The organism is Tenacibaculum agarivorans (assembly GCF_001936575.1).
Lineage (GTDB): Bacteria > Bacteroidota > Bacteroidia > Flavobacteriales > Flavobacteriaceae > Polaribacter > Polaribacter agarivorans.
Window position 1 is genome coordinate 231,761 of the sequence record NZ_MSMP01000001.1, and the last position, 20,090, is coordinate 251,850.

Genomic DNA, 20,090 nt, shown 5'->3' on the forward strand with positions numbered 1-20,090 from the left:
ATAATGGTTTAGTTAAAGTGAGTGTTATGTTATCTTCAGTTTATGTTCAAAAATTGAACCAAAGTTTATATTTCTTAAAAAATAGCTTTTAACTGTACCGTACCAGAATGTACTGCTTTAGAACTTTCGCTTTTTCTCCCAAAATAATTTAAACTCAAGTTTAAAAAAGAATTTAATTTTTGATTAAATACTACATTCCACGTGAAATTTTCACCTGTTTGTAAACCTTCTAACATTTGATAACCAACAGGAGAATTGGAATTCCCTGTAAAATCATTTAGAAACATGGTAAAATCGGCAGAAATCTGTTGTTTCTTTTCATTCAAATAAAAATATTCCAATCCTAATTTTTGTTGATTCAATTCTTCTAATCCTAATTGGGTATTTCTTTTATCTTTTACATGGTAAAAAATAGAAAATCGATGATCTTTATTAAATAAGTAACTCAGCTTGGGCTGCAATTCTTTTAGAATTAAATTATAATTCCTATTGGCAAAATTCTCGGTTTGCAAATCGTTCTCACTGTAAGAGGTTATAAACTCAAATAACCACAATGGAGAAAGTTTATGCTGAAATTCTAATTGATGGATAAAAGATGTATTTTCTTGTGCTCCAATGGAAAATTGCTGCTTATTTTTAGTATTACCATACGTATAAATCCAACTATACTTTTGTAGGTTTCTATTGAAAAAGAAACTATTTCTAATATTAAACTGAAGACTTACCAATTCACCTTCATTTAAATCAAATGGATTAAAATTGAATTGATCTCCAACCCTTCTTTGTTCATTATTAATGCTTAAAAAAGTTTGATTATAAAAATGAGAACTGATTTTTTTCCATCCTTTTTTATCCTTCCATAACTGTGGATTAAGAATTATAGATTGTTTTAAGCCAACTTTTTGTGTAGGTAAAAATCGTAAATTCGGTAACGGAACTCTTAGGTATTCTGCTTGGTCTTGAAATTCAGCAATTTCAAATTCTTCAAATTGCTGTTCTCCATCATTATTGTAATCGTTCCAAGTATAAAAACCTTGACCTGGTTCTGTTTTTACATAGACAAAATCTTGTTGCGCAATGTTCCCAGAAGATGTTTCATATACGGTTCCTAAACTCAAAAAGTTTTTAAAAAAACGCTGGTTATAAGTTATTTTAGAATTTAATGCTTGTTCATTTTCCGTAAACTTATTGTCTGTAAATCTATAATTCGCATATAATGATAAGTTGGTGGTTTTATTCTGAATCAATCTACTTTGTAAATACAGCGTATTTCTATTGTTAATTTGAGTAAAACGATTCGTTCTTATACTATCATTCGTTCTATAATTCAGTCCTATTTTAGCAAAAACTTTAGTAGAATCGCCAATTCCATAATACCCTTCATATTCTTGAAATTGATGACTTAAATTACTAAACTCATTTGTAGTTCTGTTTTTAATTTCATTAGATTCTACACCTAAAAAACCACCAATCCACGACTTTCCTAAACTACGTTCTATTTTTGTGTTTAGCCTAAAAAACGCATCTTTTTCTATGGTAGATGTATTCGATAAAAAACTACTTTTTAACGTAAATCTTGTTTTTTGATTTCCTAAACTTGATTGTATTTCGTGTTTGTTTCCATTAAAACTTTTTGAAAAATTCAGATGATTAAAACTATAGAAAACAAAATTGGTATCGTTACTTTTTAAGGTTAAACCAGTTGCTATTTGCTGTTGGTTTCCTAGTTGTTCTCTTACATTCCAATCTCTATTGAATTCCACTGCTCTAAAACGCTGTACGGTTCTAAAGTTTTCTTGTACAAATTCGTAGTCAACCTTGCTAGACAATTTCCATTTTCGATCGAGTATTACTTGATTCCAGTTCAATTTTGATGCAACTTGCTGGTTCTTTTCATCATCGATGGACGAAAATAAATTTTGATCTGAATTGCTATATGCTAATTCTCCTTGAATAACTGTTTTTTCTGAAGGTTTGTAAGTTGAATTTACTGCAGCAACTTGTAAGCTTGTTGGCGCTATTAATCGTACTACAGGATCAAAACTACCTAAATTAGGTCCCATATATCTATAAATTGTTCCTGTAGCAATTGCCCTGTCTACAACATAACTTCCTTGATTTACTCCAACATTAGAAAAGGTAACAGAAAATAACTCTTCATTTTCATCAGTTGAAAACTCAAAGGTTTCGACACCACTTACCATTATTTTTCGGTATTGGATTCGATTTTCAGAAAACACATCTGCAAAGGCACTAGGTGATACCATCTGAGAAATATCATTACCTACATTGGCTAAAATTTGTTTTTGATTATCACTTAAGCCTTGTTGAATGGGTTGATTTTTAGCATCATTTTCATTGTAAAAATAGCCTGTGATTGAAAATTTATCATTTTGATATTGTGCTTTTTCATACGTAATAAAACGAGTATAGTTTTGATCGGAAAACTGGAATTCTACACGAATTCTCATATCGTTTGTAATTGGATATGTAGTATTGAATCGAATTTCTGCCAAATTATAATCAATAACATAGTCCTTATTTTCACCTCGCTCAATTTTACTTCCATTGACAAAAACAGCATCACTACCAGCAACAATAACTATATTCCCTTCGTTATTGGGACCGAATATTTTATAGGGACCTTGATTACCTTCTACTCCTACAAAATTAAATGCTGAAAATCGTCCTCTAACAATAGCTCCAGATGCAGAAACTTTTGTATTTGGACTTAAGTTTGCCTCAGCTTCTAAACCAGAAACTTGCTTTTCAAAATTTAGAAAGTAACTATCAGTATTCGCTAAAGAAACATCCCCTCCTTTAACCCGCCAATTTTTACTGAATAATTCAATGAATATGCGATCGAAATTAGTGATGCTTTGTGAAAATCCGTTTTGCTGTAACGGAAAATTATTATCAAAAATATTCGCTTTAATAGATACATCTTTAGACAATTTACCTTCTAAAGTTAAATCCAATGAAGCATTAGTTACTGCATTCTGATTGTTTCCCGTGGTAATCCCTCTAGCAATAAAACCCTGCGTTTTTAGTCCATCAAAAAGTTTAAAATCTTTTTTCTTTTTATTCGTAGTTAGGCTATATAGTTTTCCTGTGTTATTTGCGTTAGGAACAATGAGTTTTTCATCTAAAGGCGTATATGTTTTGGTAATAAAATCTGGAAAACGCAAGTACTCTATGGTAATTTCAGAAAACTCATTTTTATCAATGATTAACTCTGCTTTAGGGAAATTTACCTTGTATTTATCAGCTGGAATACTCTCATTTTTCGAAGTACTTATTCTAAAAAAAGTTGGGTTAATACTAAGGGAGTCTATTTGGATAGTATCATTTTTAACTTTAATCTTTTTTGATCGAAATTCTTTGAGATTTCGCTGAGCAAAACCAGTACTCCCTACTAACAGCAAAAAAACAAGTACTTTTCTAATCATATTATCTACCAACGAAATCTTGGTAAAAATAGTTTATTCATTTTTTACAGTTATAATAGCTTCTGAACTTTTAATTTTATCAGGAAGTATTGTAATTGAAGTCTTATATAATTTCCTCTATTTTCCTTTATAGACTTAGCCTTCAAAATCAATCACATCCACAATCAGGACCACAACCCTTATTACTTTTTGCATTAAAGAAAAACTTTCGTACTAAAAACAAAACTGCAAAAATTACTATTCCGTATGTGATAAAATCTTGTATCATTGTAATAATTGATAAACTAGTAATGCCGAAACGTATGCTAAAATACCCATTCCAACTAATTGTAGTAGTGGCCATCTCCAACTTTTAGTTTCTCTTTGTACAATAGCTAGCGTAGCCATACATTGCATAGCAAAAGCATAAAAGATCAATAAAGACATCCCTGTGGCAAAATTAAAACGTTTACCTCCTGTTTTTGGATTAATTTCTGCTTCCATTCGTTCCTTTATAGTTCCTTCGTCTTCTACACCTTCAATACTATAAATAGTCGCTAAAGTCCCAATAAACACCTCTCTGGCCGCAAAAGAGGTAATCAATCCTATTCCTATTTTCCAATCATAACCTAAAGGCTTTACTATGGGCTCAATGGTTTTACCCGCTATTCCTATATATGATTTTTCTAATTTTAAAGATGCTATTTGCTGTGCTAATTCTTCGGCTGTTAATTGCTCACTAATTGATGCATTAAACTCCTCTTCTACTTTAGTATAGGAAGATGGTCCATGAGTAGCTAAAAACCAAAGTAAAATAGAAATTGGTAAAATAATTTTACCTGCTTCCAACACAAAACTTTTTGTTTTTTCTAATACTGTAAAAAGTATATTTTTTAGTGATGGTAGTTTATAATCTGGCATCTCGATCACAAAAAACGATTTACTCTTCACCTTTAAGGTTTTATGTAAAATAAATGCTGCTATTAATGCAGTTATGAAACCTAATCCATATAAACCTAATAAAGTTAATCCCTGTAAATTGAAAATCCCTAAGACTTTTTTACTTGGAATAATAATAGCAATTAGTATAGCATATACTGGTAAACGTGCAGAACAGGTAGTAAAAGGTGTTATTAAGATTGTGATTAACCGCTCTTTCCAACTACTAATTGTTCTTGTTGCCATTACTGCTGGAATTGCACAAGCTGTACCTGAAATTAAAGGAATTACACTCTTACCACTTAATCCAAATGGACGCATAATTTTATCCATTAAAAAAACCACTCTACTCATATAACCAGATTCTTCCAGTACAGCAATCAAGAAAAATAAAATAGCAATTTGTGGAATAAAAATCAATACACCTCCAATACCTGGAATAATTCCATCAGTTAATAAATCAGTTAGCTTTCCCTCAGGTAATGTTCCTTTGATAACTTCGGATAAACTTCCAAAAAGTTCATCAATAAAGTCCATTGGTATTGTTGCCCAATTAAAAATCGACTGAAAAATAAGTACAAGTATTGTTAAGAAAATTAGATACCCCCCAATTTTATGTGTGAAAATTTTATCTAGAAAGCTTCTTAAATCTTGCCCTTTACTTCTATCTATAGTATAATTATCTTTTAAAATACTATTAATATACTGGTAACGATAAATAGTTTCTTTATGCTGGTATTGGTTAAGTTTAGAAACATCATCAGAAAAATCAGAAAAATCTTCGTTGTGAGCTATTACAACATTTTTTTGTGTCAACCCCAACCATAATTCATAAATTGATTTTTTAGGGTTTACTTCTTGTAACCTATCAAAATAAGTAGCATCTATTTTTTTAGCCGTTTCTTTAAAATTAGCATTCGATTTTAATGATTGATAATTTTCAATTGCTACTTTTAAATTTTGTATTCCTCTATTTTTTTTAGCAGAAATCAAAATTACCTTAGTTTGTAATTTTCTTTCTAGGCCTTCAAAATCAATTGAAATCCCCTTTTTTTCCATCTGATCAGCCATATTGATCACTAAAATGGTAGGAATTCCAAAATCTTGCACTTGAGTAAACAGTAATAAATTTCTCTTTAAATTCTCAGCGTCAGCTACTACAACAAGTACATCAGGAAAATTAGAATTGCTTGTATCTTGTAATACTTTTAATGCAACACTTTCATCTATAGAAGTAGGATTAATACTATAAGTACCTGGTAAATCTGTAATAATAGCTTCTTTACCTTCTGAAAGCTTACAAGCTCCCTGTTTTTTATCCACCGTAATACCAGGATAGTTCCCTACTTTTTGATGTAAACCTGTCAGTGAATTAAATAATGATGTTTTTCCTGTATTGGGATTACCAATCAATGAAACTTGAATCTTACTTTTCCCCATCAGTGCAGTCTAAATTGGTAATTTTAATTTTTGAAGCAACTTCTTTTCTAATAGCAACGTGACTTCCATTTACACAAATATACATGGGATCATTCAATGGAGCTACTTGTATCATTTCTACTTCCGCTCCTGGTAAACAACCCATTTCTAATAATTTTAAAGGAATTGAATGTTGATTCTCTTCTACTATAATACCTAATTGTCCTACTTTTAAAGATGCTATTGTACTCAAAAATATCTTGTTTTATACAATGATTCCCGCCAAAGCGGGAATACATAATGAATACAAAGATACTAAATTAGAATCGTTCTAAAGAAGTTGTTTTCTTCTCTTTTAAGAAGTACCTATATTTGTTCTATGACTTTTGAAGATATAATTGGTCAACAGCACATCAAAAAACATTTAATTGCTTCAACTGAAAATGGAAGAATTCCACATGCGCAATTATTTGTAGGAAAAGAAGGTTCTGGTACATTACCTTTAGCTATTGCTTACGCACAATTTCTATTGTGTAATTTTTCTAATGACAAAGCTGCTTGTAACTTAAAATGTAGTAAACTACAACATCCTGATTTACATTTTGCTTTTCCCGTAACCACTAACGACAGTGTTAAAAAACACCCAATTAGTAATTTATTCTTAGACGATTGGAGAACTTTTATTGAACAAACCCCTTATGGTAGTTTGTTTGATTGGTTAAAACATATTGGTGTTGAAAATAAACAAGGACAGATTGGCGTTGATGAAGCAGAAGATATTGTAAAAAAATTATCATTAAAATCATATGAAGGTGGTTTTAAAGTAATGATTATTTGGATGGCAGAAAAGATGAATATTGCAGCATCCAATAAACTATTAAAACTAATTGAAGAACCTCCTTCGAAAACCATTTTTTTATTGGTTACTGAAGATGAAGGGCAAATTATTAACACCATAAAATCTCGCTGTCAAGCATTACACTTTCCTGCATTATCAGAAAATGACATTGTTAGCTTTTTAACTGAAAATAAACAAGTTGGCACTAATGAAGCACAAAGAATTGCACAACAAGCTGAAGGAAATTTAAATAAATCCTTACATCTTTTACATAATGACTCTAACGATTTGGTATTTGAAGAGTGGTTTATTACATGGATAAGAAGTGCCTTTAAAGCAAAGGGAAATGCTGCTGTAATTCAAGATTTAATTCAGTGGAGTGAGATCATTGCAAAATCAGGTAGAGAAACCCAAAAACAATTTATTCAATACTGCTTACATTTCTTTAGACAAGCATTACTACTAAATTATGGAACTCCTGACTTAGTATATCTAGTGCCACAAACAGCGAATTTTGCTTTAGAGAAATTTGCTCCTTTTGTGCATAGTGGAAATATAGTTACGATTGAAAAAGAATTAAATGATGCACAATACCATATTGAAAGAAATGGGAATGCTAAAATTATTTTATTAGATTTATCTATTAAATTAACACGATTACTCCATACCAAAGAAGAAAAAATCAACACATAAAATGAAGTCACTTTTTTACACTATAGCCATTTGTTTTACATTAGCTTTTGGAGCTTGTAAAACTGAAAGTAAGGAACCTAAAAACACATCACTAAACGAAGTAAAGTCATTACATGAATTTATGGTTGGTTCTTGGGAAACTACTTACATTAAAATAGAATATCCTACTTACCAAAAAGCTGATAGTAGCTTTGTTTTTGAGGATGACTTCAGCAATCCTAAATCAGGAAGAGCTCAATCTAAATACAATAACGACGGAACATTTACCGCTTGGTTTAAACAACCTGACAGTAGTAAAGTTGGCGAATCTAATGGGAAATGGAAAGTAAAAGGAGATAGTTTACTTGTAGATTATTTTTATCTAGGTAAGCAAGTACAGGCTTGGTATACTATTCAAAAAAGTAAAAATAGTTTTGAAGGAAAAGTAATTTATGATTGGGATAATGATGGTGATTTTGATGATATCTTGTTGATGAAATCTAAACGAATAAAATAGTGCTAACCTTGAATAATATATCGCTACGAATTAGAATCTTCATATCAATGATACTTTTAGTATTGTTGGCATCAATCCTTATCGTTACTGTAACTATTTATCAATACGATGAGCAAACCAAAGATTACAATGTTCAACGTTTTGCCAGAAAAGAAAAAGCTACTAGAAACAATATTGATATTGAATTAAGACGAAAAACTACCTATCCGGTAACTACACAAAATTTGTCAAAAATATTTCAAGATCGAATTTATGAAATCGCAAACATTCATAATCTTACTATAAGCATGTATGATATGAATGGAAAACTTTTAAAATCATCTATACCATACAGTTTTGAAGAAATAGACGAGACTCCTCTACCGAAAAACACCGTTTCTGAGCTAGCAAATAATTCAGATTACAGAATCTCTAAAATGAGAACTGTAAGAGGTATTTCTTATCAGTCTTCATATACTTATATTAATGATCCTCGTTTCAAACGTATAGGAATATTAGAGTTAAAAATTGCCCAAGACAATGGTGAACAGAAAAAGGAGCTTAGAGAATTTATGACTAGACTTTTAGCTGTTTATATTCTAATGTTTGTGGCTGCAATTGCTTTAGCGTATTTCCTATCGAGCTACATTACAAGATCTATACAAACTATTTCTAGCAAAATAAAAGAAACAACACTAAACAAGCGTAATGAAAAAATAACGTTAAACGCGGCTAGTTCTGAGATAAACTCTTTAGTTGATGCATATAATAATATGATTGACCAATTAGAAGACAGTGCTGCAAAATTAGCACAGAGCGAACGTGAGCAAGCTTGGAGAGAAATGGCAAAACAAGTGGCGCATGAAATAAAAAATCCGCTCACGCCTATGCGACTAACAGTTCAGAGTTTTTTGCGAAAATTTGATCCTTCAGATCCTAAAATAAAAGAAAAAATAGCAGAATATAGTGAAACTTTAATCCAACAAATAGACGTGATGAGCTCTATTGCTTCTGCTTTCTCTGATTTTGCTAAAATGCCAACACAACGAAAGGAAAATCTTGATGTTATTGATATAGTTAAACATGCTTTAGATATTTTTAATGAAGGTTTTATACACTATTATCCTCAAGAGGATGAATTACATGCTCATTTAGATAAAACTCAATTAATTAGAATTATTACCAACTTAGTAAAAAATGCTACGCAAGCTATGAGGGAAGAAGAAACTCATCCAAGAATTGAAGTTAAAGTAGCCTCAAAAAACGAAAGTGTTGTTATTACTGTTACCGATAACGGAAAAGGAATTTCTGAAGAAAATAAAAAGCTAATTTTTGAACCTAAATTTACTACTAAGACTAGTGGTATGGGATTAGGTTTACCTATGATAAAAAATATTATAGAAGCCTATAACGGTAGTATAACTTTTTCTTCTACGTTAGGCGTTGGAACTGTTTTTACTGTAACTTTACCAAAAACTTAATTTTTTACGATGAATTTTGAAAACATTTTAGTTGAACAAGCTAATGAAATAGCAACAATTACTATTAATAGACCCAAAAAATTAAACGCTTTAAATAAAGCTACTATTGAGGAATTACATCAAGCTTTTGACACACTTAATAAAGAAGTAAATACTAAAGTAATTTTATTAACTGGAAGTGGAGAAAAAGCATTTGTTGCTGGCGCAGACATCTCTGAGTTTGCTCATTTTTCTGAAGCTGAAGGAGGAAAATTAGCCGCTAAAGGACAAGAATTATTATTTGATTTTGTAGAAAACCTATCTACTCCAGTAATAGCATTGATAAATGGATTTGCTTTAGGTGGTGGTTTAGAATTAGCTATGGCTTGCCATTTTAGAATTGCTTCTGATAACGCTAAAATGGGATTACCTGAAACATCTTTAGGTGTAATACCTGGATATGGTGGTACACAACGCTTACCTCAACTTGTAGGAAAAGGGAGGGCCTTAGAACTTATTATGACTGCGGGTATGATTTCTGCTGATGAAGCTAAAGCTTCTGGTTTAGTTAATCATGTAGTAACTCTAGAAGAACTTTTACCACTAGGACAAAAGTTAGCTAGTAAAATTTTAAGAAATTCTTCTGTAGCTATCGGAAAAGCTATTAAAGCTGTAAACTCTGGATATAAAGATGGTGAAAATGGGTATGCTTCAGAAATTAATGCCTTTGGAGAATGTTTTGGAACTGAAGATTTTAAAGAAGGAACCACTGCATTTTTAGAAAAAAGAAAACCAGATTTTCCAAATAAATAAATAAAAACACGTATTCTGTTTTTATTTTTTATTCAATATAACTCTTTAAACACCGGTTTTTACTCAAAAAAAACCGGTTTTTTGTATGAATGGTCGCTTTTTTTGTATAAATTGCAAGAAAAATATTTACAATGTTAAAAGCAATCATTGTTGACGATGAAGATAAGGCCATAAAAAGTTTATCTTGGGAACTTTCTAACTTTAATGACGAAGTTGAAATTCTTGATACTTTTTCGAATCCTTTAAAAGCTCTAGATTTTATTAGCACTAATAAAATTGACTGTCTTTTTTTGGATATTGAAATGCCTACTATGGATGGTTTTCAGTTTATTGAAAAACTTCCAAACAAAGATTTTGCTATTGTAATCACTACTGCATATAATGAGTATGCAATTAAAGCTTTAAAAAAAGAAGCTATTGATTATCTTTTAAAACCAGTAGATACTGATGACTTAGAACTGTGTTTAAAAAAGATATCAAAATTCTCTAAAAGAGCTTCTGCTATTGATACAAACGAAAAGTTTGAGAAAATCCTTTATAGCTTTAATCAACAATTAAAAGAAAAAAAAGTAGTCATAAATGCTGATGGTCGCTTAATTTTTCTTCTACCTTCTGAGATACTTTGCATTGAATCAGACGGAAACTATAGTTCTATTTACACAACTGAAGGAAAAAAAATAGTAGTTTCTAAAAAACTAAAAGATGTAAACAGCTTACTTCCTGAAAACTTATTTTTTAGAATACATAACTCTTATGTTATAAACCTTAGTAAAGTGAAAGAATATTACAAAACTGATGGTTATGTAATGTTAGAAATGAATCATAAAATTCCTGTATCTAGACAACGAAAAACTGAATTTTTAGACAAGTTTTAAAATGAAGAATATAATAAGTGTTTTTATTTTAACCTTCCTTTCACTTTCAATATCTTCACAAGAATCTGATAAAGACAGTGTTAATGATGTGCTAGCTAAAATAGTTACTCAAAAACAAGGAGACTATTTTAAAATTGACTCTATAATTGGGAATAAATACAATTTAAGAACTATTCCTGAAGAAAGTTTTTACAAGCTCTATGAGAACAGTTTAAAAAACAAATATCTTATAGGGCAAATTTATGCGTATAATAATATTGGACGATTATTAAGAAGAAAATCACAATATCGACAGTCCATTAAATACCACAAAAAAGCACTTGATTTAGCTGAAAGCTTAGATAATATTAATATTAGAGTTCATACTCTAAATCTGTTAGGTACATGTTACCGAAGACAAGATGATGTAAAAAACGCATTAAACCTTCATCAATCAGCACTATCTCTAAGCAAGCGAGTAAAATCTGAAAGTATTGTAAGTAAAAGAAACACAAGTGTTTCTATTAATAGTATTGGTAATATTTATTTAACTCTTCAACAATACGATTTAGCTTTAGATCAATTTGAAAAATCTCTACTCATTGCCAAAGAATTACAAAATAAACTTGGACTAGCAATTAACTATCAAAATATTGGTTTTAGCCAAGAAAATTTAGGCTACTACGATAAAGCTATTCAAAACTATAACAAGTCTTTAGAAATAAATAAAGAAATTAATTCCGATAAAGGAAAAATAATTTGCTACAACAGTTTATCTAGTATTTATATTAAAAAGAGAGAGTATGATATGGCTTTACAACTTATGGAAGAGATTTATCCTTTGGCCATATCTCATGAGAATAACTTTTATACCGCTAGAACCTTAACAAATTTAGGTACCGCTTATCTTAAAAATGAAAATTTTGATAAAGCAGAAAAATATTTAAAAGAAGCTTCTGATTTATCTCAAAAACATGGATTCAAAAAAACACTGATTCAAAGCAATTACACACTAGCTGAACTTTATGAAGTAAAAGAAAAACCTAAATTAGCTTTTGATTACTACAAAAAGGCTGTAGATATTGAAAGAAATACTATCGGTGAAAAAAACATTTCTTACGTTAATAACTTAATTTCAAAGTACAACTTAGACAATAAAAACAAAGAGATTAGCTATTTGGAATCAAAAACTAAAATTGAATCATTACTATACTCTAGAAATAGAAATATTTTAATCATTACCTTAGTTACAATTGCACTATCAAGTATAGCTTTATACTCTGTTTATCGACAACGATTAATTAACAATGATAGAAAAATATTATTATTAGAACAACAAGCATTACAAACCCAAATGAACCCTCATTTTATTTTTAATGCTTTAAATTCAATCAAGTTGTACGTAATAAATAACGATCAGAAACAAGCTGTTTATTACCTAAACAAGTTCTCTAAACTGATTAGAAATATTCTAGAAGTTTCTAAGGTTAAAGAAGTCAGTTTGAAGGAAGAACTTTCTACAATGGAATTGTATATGACTATAGAAAATATTCGTTTTTCTAATGAAATAAACTATAGTGTAGATATAAATACAGACCTAAATACAGATACGATAAAAGTTCCTCCATTAGTATTACAGCCATTTTTAGAAAATGCAATATGGCATGGACTTTCTTCTAAAGAAGGAGAGAAAAAAATTACACTTACGGCTGATCGACTATCTAATGATTTGGTAGCTGTTAATATTACTGATAATGGTATTGGTAGAGAAGCAGCTAATAAAATTAAAAAATCGAAGTCATTAAAACGAAAATCTGTAGGAATAGACCTAACTATTGAACGTTTAAAAACCTTTGCTGAAGATTATGATGAGGAATTTAAATTAACGTATCATGACCTTAAAAATGATGATGGCTCTCCAGCAGGAACTAAAGTCTCTATTGAATTCCCAGCTGTTTAAAACTCAAATTGTAATTGAATCCAAATAGGTTTCTTTTTCTCTGTATCTAGATTACTAAAAGAAATTCCAAGCAATCGTACTGAGTTATTCAATTTATCTTGAAGTAATAATTGTTTGATTAAAGGAAAAAAATCATCTTTTTTATACATAAAATATTCTACCGTTTTGCTTCTAGTTTGTTGAGTAAAATCACTGTATTTTATTTTTAACGTTACTGTTTTTCCTTTAGTTTTAGATCTCTCCATTCTCCTTTCTAGTTCATCCGCTATACTTTCTAACTTTTCCAACATAAAAATCTCGGAAGAAAGATTTTCATTAAATGTTCTTTCTGCTGCAATAGATTTACGTATTCTATTAGGTTTAACGGCACTATTATGAATTCCTCTAACAATATTGTAGTAATGTGAACCTGACTTACCAAAAAGAGCTGAAAGCTCTTCTAAACTCTTATTTTTTAAATCTATTCCTTTAAAAATACCATGATTATGCATTTTTGCTTTAGTAACTTTTCCTACACCATAGAATTTGCCTACAGGAAGTTCTTCTAAAAAAGGAATTACTTCTTCTGGATTAATTGTTTTTTGTCCGTTTGGTTTGTTAATATCTGAAGCTACTTTAGCTAAAAATTTATTGATAGATATCCCCGCCGAAGCCCTTAACTCTAACTCTTCCCAGATTCTATCTCTGATCTCTTTAGCAATTAGACTTGCGGATGGATTCCCTTTTTTGTTTTCAGTAACATCTAAATAAGCTTCATCTAATGAAAGAGGCTCAACCAAATCTGTATAATCGTAAAATATTTGCCGAATTTGAGATGAAATTTCCTTATACCTTGCATATCTCGGCTTTACAAAAATCAAATGCGGACATTTTTTTTTCGCCAAAACCCCACTCATTGCAGAACGTACTCCAAATTTTCTAGCTTCATAACTTGCCGCTGAAACCACACCTCTAACTTCACTTCCTCCCACAGCTACAGCTTTTCCTCTTAAATCAGGATTATCCAATTGCTCTACAGATGCATAAAACGCATCCATATCTACATGAATAATTTTTCTAAAAGGTGGTTGTAATTCCATCCTATAAAATTAAAAAAAGTATAATTTAAACTCATTTTAAAATAAAATGCTTTTTACTTCATTAATTATGATCCTTGCTTTTGACGTATCTTTGCTGAAATTTGACTATTATTATTTTTATGATCAATTCTTTTCTTTCATATTTAAAATCGAATTTCCATAAAATTGCAAAAATCACATTAATTTCTGTTTATCTTATTTTTTTAGCTGGTGCTGTAGTTAGAATGACTGGATCTGGAATGGGATGCCCTGACTGGCCAAAATGTTTTGGATATCTAATCCCTCCTACATCTGAAGAACAAATTACTTGGCAACCTAATAAAGAATTTAAAAAAGGAATGATCATTGTAAAAGATGAAGTATTATTTGTTGCTCAAAATGACATTAGAACTGCATCTAATTTCAATATAAAAAATTGGGAAAAATATACAAAGCACGATTATGCAAAGTTCAACAAATATCATACATGGACTGAATATATTAATCGATTAGCTTCTGTAGTTTCTGGATTTATATTCATTTTTTTAGTTTTGGGGTCCTTAAAATTTTGGAAAGAAAGAAAATCTATTACGCTATTATCTTTCTTTGCTTTGTTTTTAATGGGATTTGAAGCTTGGCTAGGAAAAACTGTAGTAGACACCAATTTAAAACCCACAGTAATTACAATTCATATGGTTGTTGGTTTGGTAATAGTAGCTATATTACTATACATTGTATTTGAAGTGTCTGAAAGAAGAAAACAATTCACTTATAACTCTCTATTTAGCAAATTACTAATTCTATCTGTAATTTTTTCTTTAATTCAAATTGCTATGGGGACTCAAGTACGTCAGTTTATAGATGAACAGGTAAAACAATTTGGTTTTGAGCATAAACAATATAGCTTACTAAATCCTAGTTTTAAATTCTACTTCCATCGTTCATTTACTATAGCCATTGTATTGGTAAACTTTGGTTTATTCTATTTAAATCAAATGAAAAATTTAGGTTATAAATTAGTCAACTGGATTGTGTTTTTAATCTTTTTAGAAACTATTACAGGAATATTAATGTACTATGCTGAATTCCCTATTGGTACTCAAGCTACACACTTATTAGCTGGCGCCATTTTATTTGGATTACAATTTTACTTATGGATGCAAAGCAGAAAAGTTAAACCAACTATAACTCAAAAGTAATTTTAATGACTGAAGAAGAAAAAAATAGATTGAAAAGAAAGAATGCTCCACTCACTTACGAAGAGTGGTTAGGTTTTTTCTTTGTTCCACAACAAAAATCTAATACCTTATTTCCTTCTGATGATTTTAACGATACTGAAATAGAGAGATTTAAAAAATTTGGTTTTGATAAAAAACTAAAACAAGCATATAGAGCTCAATTCTTAGGTACAATCTTCTATATCTTAGTTATACTTATTAGTATTATTCTTATTAAACTATAAGTTATTAACTTAATATAATTGTAAATGAATATGATCATCATGCCGTACTGCCTGACAACCATGATATCGTATCTTTTTATTCACCAGTTGTAATCGAGATTTTAAATGGGGTTCAATAAATAATTTACCAATCTTTCTTTGCTGTACTATTAGCTGAATCAATGACTTTGTTCCTTTTTTAGAAAATTCAATATTCTTATTAATCCTTCCAAAAGTTAGGTGTTTTGGAAAATCGTATTGCCATTTCCTTTTATTCTTACAGACACTAATTTGATCAAATTCTCCCTTTTTAGGCCCTTCAAAAACTCCATATCCACTTATTGAAGGCTTCTTATTGGTTAACCCTTTTTCATCTTTATAAACCAAAGAAAGATCTATCTTTTCCCCATCATTATGACTTAAATGTGGTAACAGAGGAAATCCATCCAAAAAAGGAAAATTTGCATCCAAATATACCAACTGTATTCCATTGTATCTCTCATGCAACTTTTTAGAAACCTTATCTAAAACAGTATTTAATTCAGGCACTACGTAATTCCGATTGGCTAAAATGTAAATAAACGAATTCGCTTTTATCAATTCTGTATTTTTAATCTTTTCACGACCAAATAACGGAGCAATTTTAGGAACTAAAAATAATGATACAAACGAATAAGATAACATAAAAATTAGTAGTCTTATTTTCCTTTTTTTCCTTCTAAAAAACACGAAGCATATTAAGTAGACAATTCCTCCTATTTGAGTGGTAATTGTAAGAAATAAAACAATTAAAAAATGAAATATACTCTTAAAAATCTTTTTCATATGCTCTTTTTTTAAAATCTATAAAATGATCTAAAAAAAGTTCTTTTTCTTTTCTTCCTTTAAGTCGAAAGCTTAGTAATAACCCTAATTCTAGAAAAAGTAAAATCAAAACCACAAACCAATTTTTTTGAAAAATAAAAAATACAATTGCTATTGAAATAATAGCTAAAAAAATTCTAAAACTATAATTCGTTGGAAATTTATAATCGTAAGTAATATCGAAATCTCCTTCTTCATTTAATTTTCCTAAAACCCTAATATTATTGGGGAAATTATCTCTTAGCAATTCAAATTGATTAGGACTTATATTACCTTCATAATATTTATCAAGAATTAACTTATTTAAGATTCTAAATAGTTCTTTATTATTTTTTAAAACCGTTTTCATAGCTGGTTTTTTACTTCCATTCTAATGTTTCCATTATTTGTATCATATCTTTTTTGATATGCTCTACAGCAGGCAAAACACTATCATAGTTCGGTTTTGAATAAAAAAACAATGAGGCTTTTAAAAAATGTTTTGTGCTATCTGTAACGTGAAATTGTAATTGTGAAGCTGCGTTCCCTGAAATTTCACACATTTTCCCATATACTTTTCTTTCAGCATTAGCATAATCTCTCCAAGAAATATTATCTGCCTTTATAGTATGCTCAAAAACTAATTTTTCAGCTTCCATTAATAATTCCTTTAAATTATTGTTCACGGGTCTATATGTAATATCAACTGAAGCTTTTAATGCAGGGTATTGAATCTTTAACCATTGCTTTGGTAATTCTACAATATTTGCTGTTGTAGGAATATCGAATTCATATGGCCTAACAATTTTTAGCTTGTCATATAAACTTTGTGGGTAATCTAAACTTAAATATGCTTTTGGTTTAGGTATTGTTTCTCCACCGCAACCCACTAAAATTAACAGAATAATACATAAATATTTATACATTTCGAGTGACCTTGATTTGTTTAATTCTTTTTCTATCTAACGCTTCAATGGTAAATGTGTAGTTTTTAAAACTAATTTTTTCAGATTTTCTTGGAAACTTCCCTGAAATTTCAAGTATAAAGCCAGCCAAAGTTTCACTTTCCCCTTTACCATCTTCAAAAACTTCTTCATCTTCATCCAATACTCTACAAAGATCTCTGATAGTTATTTTTCCTTCAAAAATAAAATTGTTTTCATCTAATTTAGAGTAAGATAAATCATCATCATCAAACTCATCATTAATATCTCCTACGATCTCTTCAATCACATCTTCTAAGGTAACTATTCCACTAGTACCACCATACTCATCTACCACAATTGCCAAATGATTCTTTCTCTCTTGAAAATCTTTTAATAAATCATCCAACTTTTTATTCTCTGGCACAAAGAAAGGTTCTCTCAATAACGATTGCCATTTGAAATCTTTCTTATGTAAATGTGCCAACAAATCTTTAGCGTAAAGAATTCCTTTTATATTATCAATATTTTCTTCATAAACTGGATTTCTAGAATATCCGTTTTTAAGTATGGTCTCTAGAACTTTATCATAATTATCTGTATTAGAAATAGCACAAACATCAGTTCTAGGTTTCATAATTTGAACCGTTTCAGTATTACCGAAAGTCACTATTCCTTCAAGTATCTTTTGTTCTTCTTTTGTTGTAGCATTATCCGATGTAAGCTCTAAAGCTTGAGACAATCTTTCTACTGATAAATTATTATTTTTATTTCCAAGCTTAGCTTCAATTGCATTGGTTAGTCCTGTTAATGGAATATTTACAGGAGTTAAAATAGCATTTAAAATATTTAGAGGTTTAGCCATGAAATTGGCAAACTGCAATGATTTTCGACTTGCATATACTTTAGGTAATACTTCACCAAATAATAAAATCAAAAACGTAACTAAACCAACTTGAATACTAATTTTAACTACAGAAGCAGGAATAATGAATAACCCAAAATCAAGAGAAAAATTAAGATTCCCAAACATAAATTCCTCTAGAGAAGCAAAAATCAATACAACTAAAATATTTATAAAGTTATTAGTGATCAGTATAGTTCCTAATAATTTTTTAGGTTTTTCTAATAATTTTACAACCGTACTTTTCCCTTTAGTTTCTTCAGAAAGTTCATCCAAATCACTCTGCGATAATGAGAAAAAAGCAACTTCTGCTCCTGAAACTAATGCAGAACTAATCAAAAGAATTAATAAAACTATTAAACTTACTGAATTTACTATTATTGAACTTGATATAAATAAAAGATGGGGCTCTGGATCCAATTATTAAATTTTGGTTAAACTAAAATGGTAAATCATCCTCCTGAGTAGGAACATTTTGATTATTAATTGAAGGAGTTGGTGTAGATGCTTGCATATTATCATTTGAAGAGTTCAGTTCCTTCTTAGTAGACAAAAATGTCATTTCTTGAACATGAATTTCAGTAGTATACCTTTTTTGTCCTTCAAATTCATATTGCCGATTTTTAATCCTTCCTTCAAGATATACCTTATCTCCTTTACTCAAATACTTCTCACAAATTTCAGCCAGTTTATTACGAACAACAATATTATGCCAATCAGTGTTGGTAACTCGCTCTCCAGTTTGTCTATTTGTGTAGGTTTCATTAGTGGCTAATGGAAAACGTCCTACTGCATTTCCTTCATCAAATCTGTACATTTTAATTTCGTCTCCTAAATGTCCAATTAAAATTACTTTATTTATCGTCCCTGCCATTATTTACTTTTGTGTAATATCAAATATACGAATTTAGTCAATCTCAACTTTAAATTCTTTTAAAAAGTTATGAATCAACACAGGAACTGGATATGACATAATTTCCTTCCAAGAAATGCTTTTACCTTTAATACTATTGGTTTCTATCACCCAAAACTTTGTATGTAAATGTTGATGTGAGAGTTTGTGGATAATGTTTTCATTATTATGAAGTTTGATATTTACTTCATTAGAAAATAAAGTAATGAATTTTTCGTCATTAACTAATTCTTCAATTTCTATTGATTTTTGAGTTTCAATTAGTGGAAATTCAAATAGTCCTTGCCAGATTCCCTTCCCCACTCTTTCATGTATCACAGTTTGTTTATCTGAAATCACAACTAGATAATTAAAATATCTATGTTTTATTTTTATTTTTTTCTCTTTTACAGGCAACGTATCGACTAAATTTTTCTCCAAAGCAACACAACTTTCTGACAAAGGACAACTTGTACAATCTGGACTTTTAGGCTTACATTGCATAGCTCCAAAATCCATAATAGCCTGATTATACATCCCGGGATCTCTTTGATCTATTAGACTTTGTGCTAATTCTTTAAACTCTTTGACTCCTTTAGTAGAATTTATAGGCATAGCAATTCCAAAATAACGAGAAAGCACTCTATACACATTACCATCTACCACAGCTACTGGTTCATTGTAACAAATGGATGCAATAGCCGAAGCCGTGTAATCTCCAACTCCTTTGAGTTTTAACAACCCTTTATAGTCCTTTGGAAATTCGCCATTAAGTTCATCTGCAATAAACTTAGCCGTAAAGTGTAAATTTCTAGCTCTTGAGTAATATCCTAAACCTTGCCATAATTTTAATACATAACCTTCATCTGCCTTAGCTAAATCGAAAACTGAAGGAAAAGCCTCTGAAAATTTCAAGAAATATGGTAAGCCTTGCGCTACTCTTGTTTGCTGTAACATAATTTCACTCAACCATATATAATAAGGAGTTTTAGTTTTTCTCCATGGCAGTACTCTTTTATTCTTAGAGTACCATTTTTTTAAAGATTCCGCAAACATTTGAATAAACTTGTTAAATTTCTATGTTAAAACGCTGTTAATTTTGTTTTTTACCGAAAAAAAACACACATTTGCAAACTTAATAATCCTTATA

The 20,090-nt window shown here is 29.8% G+C and carries 19 protein-coding genes; 8 read left to right on the forward strand and 11 right to left on the reverse strand.

Annotation, left to right across the window (positions count from 1 at the left end; genetic code table 11):
- Positions 1–74 precede the first annotated feature (74 nt).
- From BVC87_RS01055 to BVC87_RS01070, 4 genes are all read right to left on the reverse strand, one after another.
- Positions 75–3,449 (reverse strand): hypothetical protein, encoded by a 3,375-nt coding sequence (locus tag BVC87_RS01055; RefSeq protein ID WP_075340482.1) that lies wholly within the window; start codon positions 3,447–3,449, stop codon positions 75–77.
- Between the two features lie 148 nt (positions 3,450–3,597).
- Positions 3,598–3,792 (reverse strand): FeoB-associated Cys-rich membrane protein, encoded by a 195-nt coding sequence (locus BVC87_RS23905; protein ID WP_317041702.1) that lies wholly within the window; start codon positions 3,790–3,792, stop codon positions 3,598–3,600.
- The gene (gene feoB, locus BVC87_RS01065) at positions 3,714–5,807 is read right to left on the reverse strand and encodes a ferrous iron transport protein B (RefSeq protein ID WP_075340484.1); all 2,094 of its coding nucleotides are present in this window, start codon (positions 5,805–5,807) and stop codon (positions 3,714–3,716) included. Before feoB ends, BVC87_RS23905 begins: the two co-directional genes overlap by 79 nt.
- The gene (locus BVC87_RS01070; protein ID WP_075340485.1) at positions 5,794–6,039 is read right to left on the reverse strand and encodes a FeoA family protein; all 246 of its coding nucleotides are present in this window, start codon (positions 6,037–6,039) and stop codon (positions 5,794–5,796) included. Before BVC87_RS01070 ends, feoB begins: the two co-directional genes overlap by 14 nt.
- A gap of 126 nt (positions 6,040–6,165) precedes the next feature.
- On the opposite strand from BVC87_RS01070, the gene BVC87_RS01075 reads away from it, so the two are divergent.
- From BVC87_RS01075 to BVC87_RS01100, 6 genes are all read left to right on the forward strand, one after another.
- The gene (locus BVC87_RS01075) at positions 6,166–7,317 is read left to right on the forward strand and encodes a DNA polymerase III subunit (protein WP_075340486.1); all 1,152 of its coding nucleotides are present in this window, start codon (positions 6,166–6,168) and stop codon (positions 7,315–7,317) included.
- Position 7,318: 1 nt separating this feature from the next.
- Positions 7,319–7,813: a hypothetical protein gene (locus tag BVC87_RS01080; RefSeq protein ID WP_075340487.1), complete on the forward strand. Its 495-nt coding sequence runs from the start codon at positions 7,319–7,321 to the stop codon at positions 7,811–7,813.
- 47 nt (positions 7,814–7,860) lie between these two features.
- Positions 7,861–9,273: a sensor histidine kinase gene (locus BVC87_RS01085; protein ID WP_075340488.1), complete on the forward strand. Its 1,413-nt coding sequence runs from the start codon at positions 7,861–7,863 to the stop codon at positions 9,271–9,273.
- A 9-nt stretch (positions 9,274–9,282) separates the two neighbouring features.
- Positions 9,283–10,065 (forward strand): enoyl-CoA hydratase/isomerase family protein, encoded by a 783-nt coding sequence (locus BVC87_RS01090; RefSeq protein WP_075340489.1) that lies wholly within the window; start codon positions 9,283–9,285, stop codon positions 10,063–10,065.
- 131 nt (positions 10,066–10,196) lie between these two features.
- Positions 10,197–10,940 carry a LytR/AlgR family response regulator transcription factor gene (locus tag BVC87_RS01095; RefSeq protein ID WP_075340490.1) on the forward strand — a complete coding sequence of 248 codons (744 nt, stop codon included), beginning with the start codon at positions 10,197–10,199 and terminating at the stop codon, positions 10,938–10,940.
- Between the two features lies 1 nt (position 10,941).
- Positions 10,942–12,879 (forward strand): tetratricopeptide repeat-containing sensor histidine kinase, encoded by a 1,938-nt coding sequence (locus BVC87_RS01100; protein ID WP_075340491.1) that lies wholly within the window; start codon positions 10,942–10,944, stop codon positions 12,877–12,879.
- On the opposite strand, the gene dinB is transcribed toward BVC87_RS01100, so the two are convergent.
- Positions 12,876–13,958: a DNA polymerase IV gene (dinB, locus tag BVC87_RS01105; protein ID WP_075340492.1), complete on the reverse strand. Its 1,083-nt coding sequence runs from the start codon at positions 13,956–13,958 to the stop codon at positions 12,876–12,878. The genes BVC87_RS01100 and dinB overlap by 4 nt on opposite strands.
- 119 nt (positions 13,959–14,077) lie before the next feature.
- Here dinB and BVC87_RS01110 point away from each other — a divergent pair, with 119 nt between their 5' ends.
- Positions 14,078–15,136 carry a COX15/CtaA family protein gene (locus BVC87_RS01110; protein ID WP_075340493.1) on the forward strand — a complete coding sequence of 353 codons (1,059 nt, stop codon included), beginning with the start codon at positions 14,078–14,080 and terminating at the stop codon, positions 15,134–15,136.
- Between the two features lie 5 nt (positions 15,137–15,141).
- Positions 15,142–15,399: a hypothetical protein gene (locus BVC87_RS01115; RefSeq protein WP_075340494.1), complete on the forward strand. Its 258-nt coding sequence runs from the start codon at positions 15,142–15,144 to the stop codon at positions 15,397–15,399.
- A 9-nt stretch (positions 15,400–15,408) separates the two neighbouring features.
- Here BVC87_RS01115 and BVC87_RS01120 read toward each other — a convergent pair whose 3' ends face one another.
- The 6 genes from BVC87_RS01120 to mutY are packed head-to-tail and all read right to left on the reverse strand — an operon-like array spanning position 15,409 to position 19,996.
- Positions 15,409–16,203: a hypothetical protein gene (locus tag BVC87_RS01120; protein ID WP_075340495.1), complete on the reverse strand. Its 795-nt coding sequence runs from the start codon at positions 16,201–16,203 to the stop codon at positions 15,409–15,411.
- Positions 16,187–16,591 carry a hypothetical protein gene (locus tag BVC87_RS01125; RefSeq protein ID WP_075340496.1) on the reverse strand — a complete coding sequence of 135 codons (405 nt, stop codon included), beginning with the start codon at positions 16,589–16,591 and terminating at the stop codon, positions 16,187–16,189. Before BVC87_RS01125 ends, BVC87_RS01120 begins: the two co-directional genes overlap by 17 nt.
- A 10-nt stretch (positions 16,592–16,601) precedes the next feature.
- Positions 16,602–17,147, reverse strand: coding sequence for a gliding motility lipoprotein GldD (gene gldD, locus BVC87_RS01130; RefSeq protein ID WP_075340497.1), 546 nt, complete (start codon positions 17,145–17,147; stop codon positions 16,602–16,604).
- Positions 17,140–18,468 carry a gliding motility-associated protein GldE gene (gene gldE / locus BVC87_RS01135; protein ID WP_075340498.1) on the reverse strand — a complete coding sequence of 443 codons (1,329 nt, stop codon included), beginning with the start codon at positions 18,466–18,468 and terminating at the stop codon, positions 17,140–17,142. The genes gldD and gldE overlap by 8 nt, the downstream gene beginning before the upstream one ends.
- A gap of 19 nt (positions 18,469–18,487) precedes the next feature.
- Positions 18,488–18,922 carry a single-stranded DNA-binding protein gene (locus BVC87_RS01140; RefSeq protein ID WP_075340499.1) on the reverse strand — a complete coding sequence of 145 codons (435 nt, stop codon included), beginning with the start codon at positions 18,920–18,922 and terminating at the stop codon, positions 18,488–18,490.
- A 33-nt stretch (positions 18,923–18,955) separates the two neighbouring features.
- A complete protein-coding gene (gene mutY, locus BVC87_RS01145) occupies positions 18,956–19,996 on the reverse strand; it encodes an A/G-specific adenine glycosylase (RefSeq protein WP_075340500.1) in 1,041 nt (346 codons plus the stop codon).
- Between the last annotated feature and the right edge of the window lie 94 nt (positions 19,997–20,090).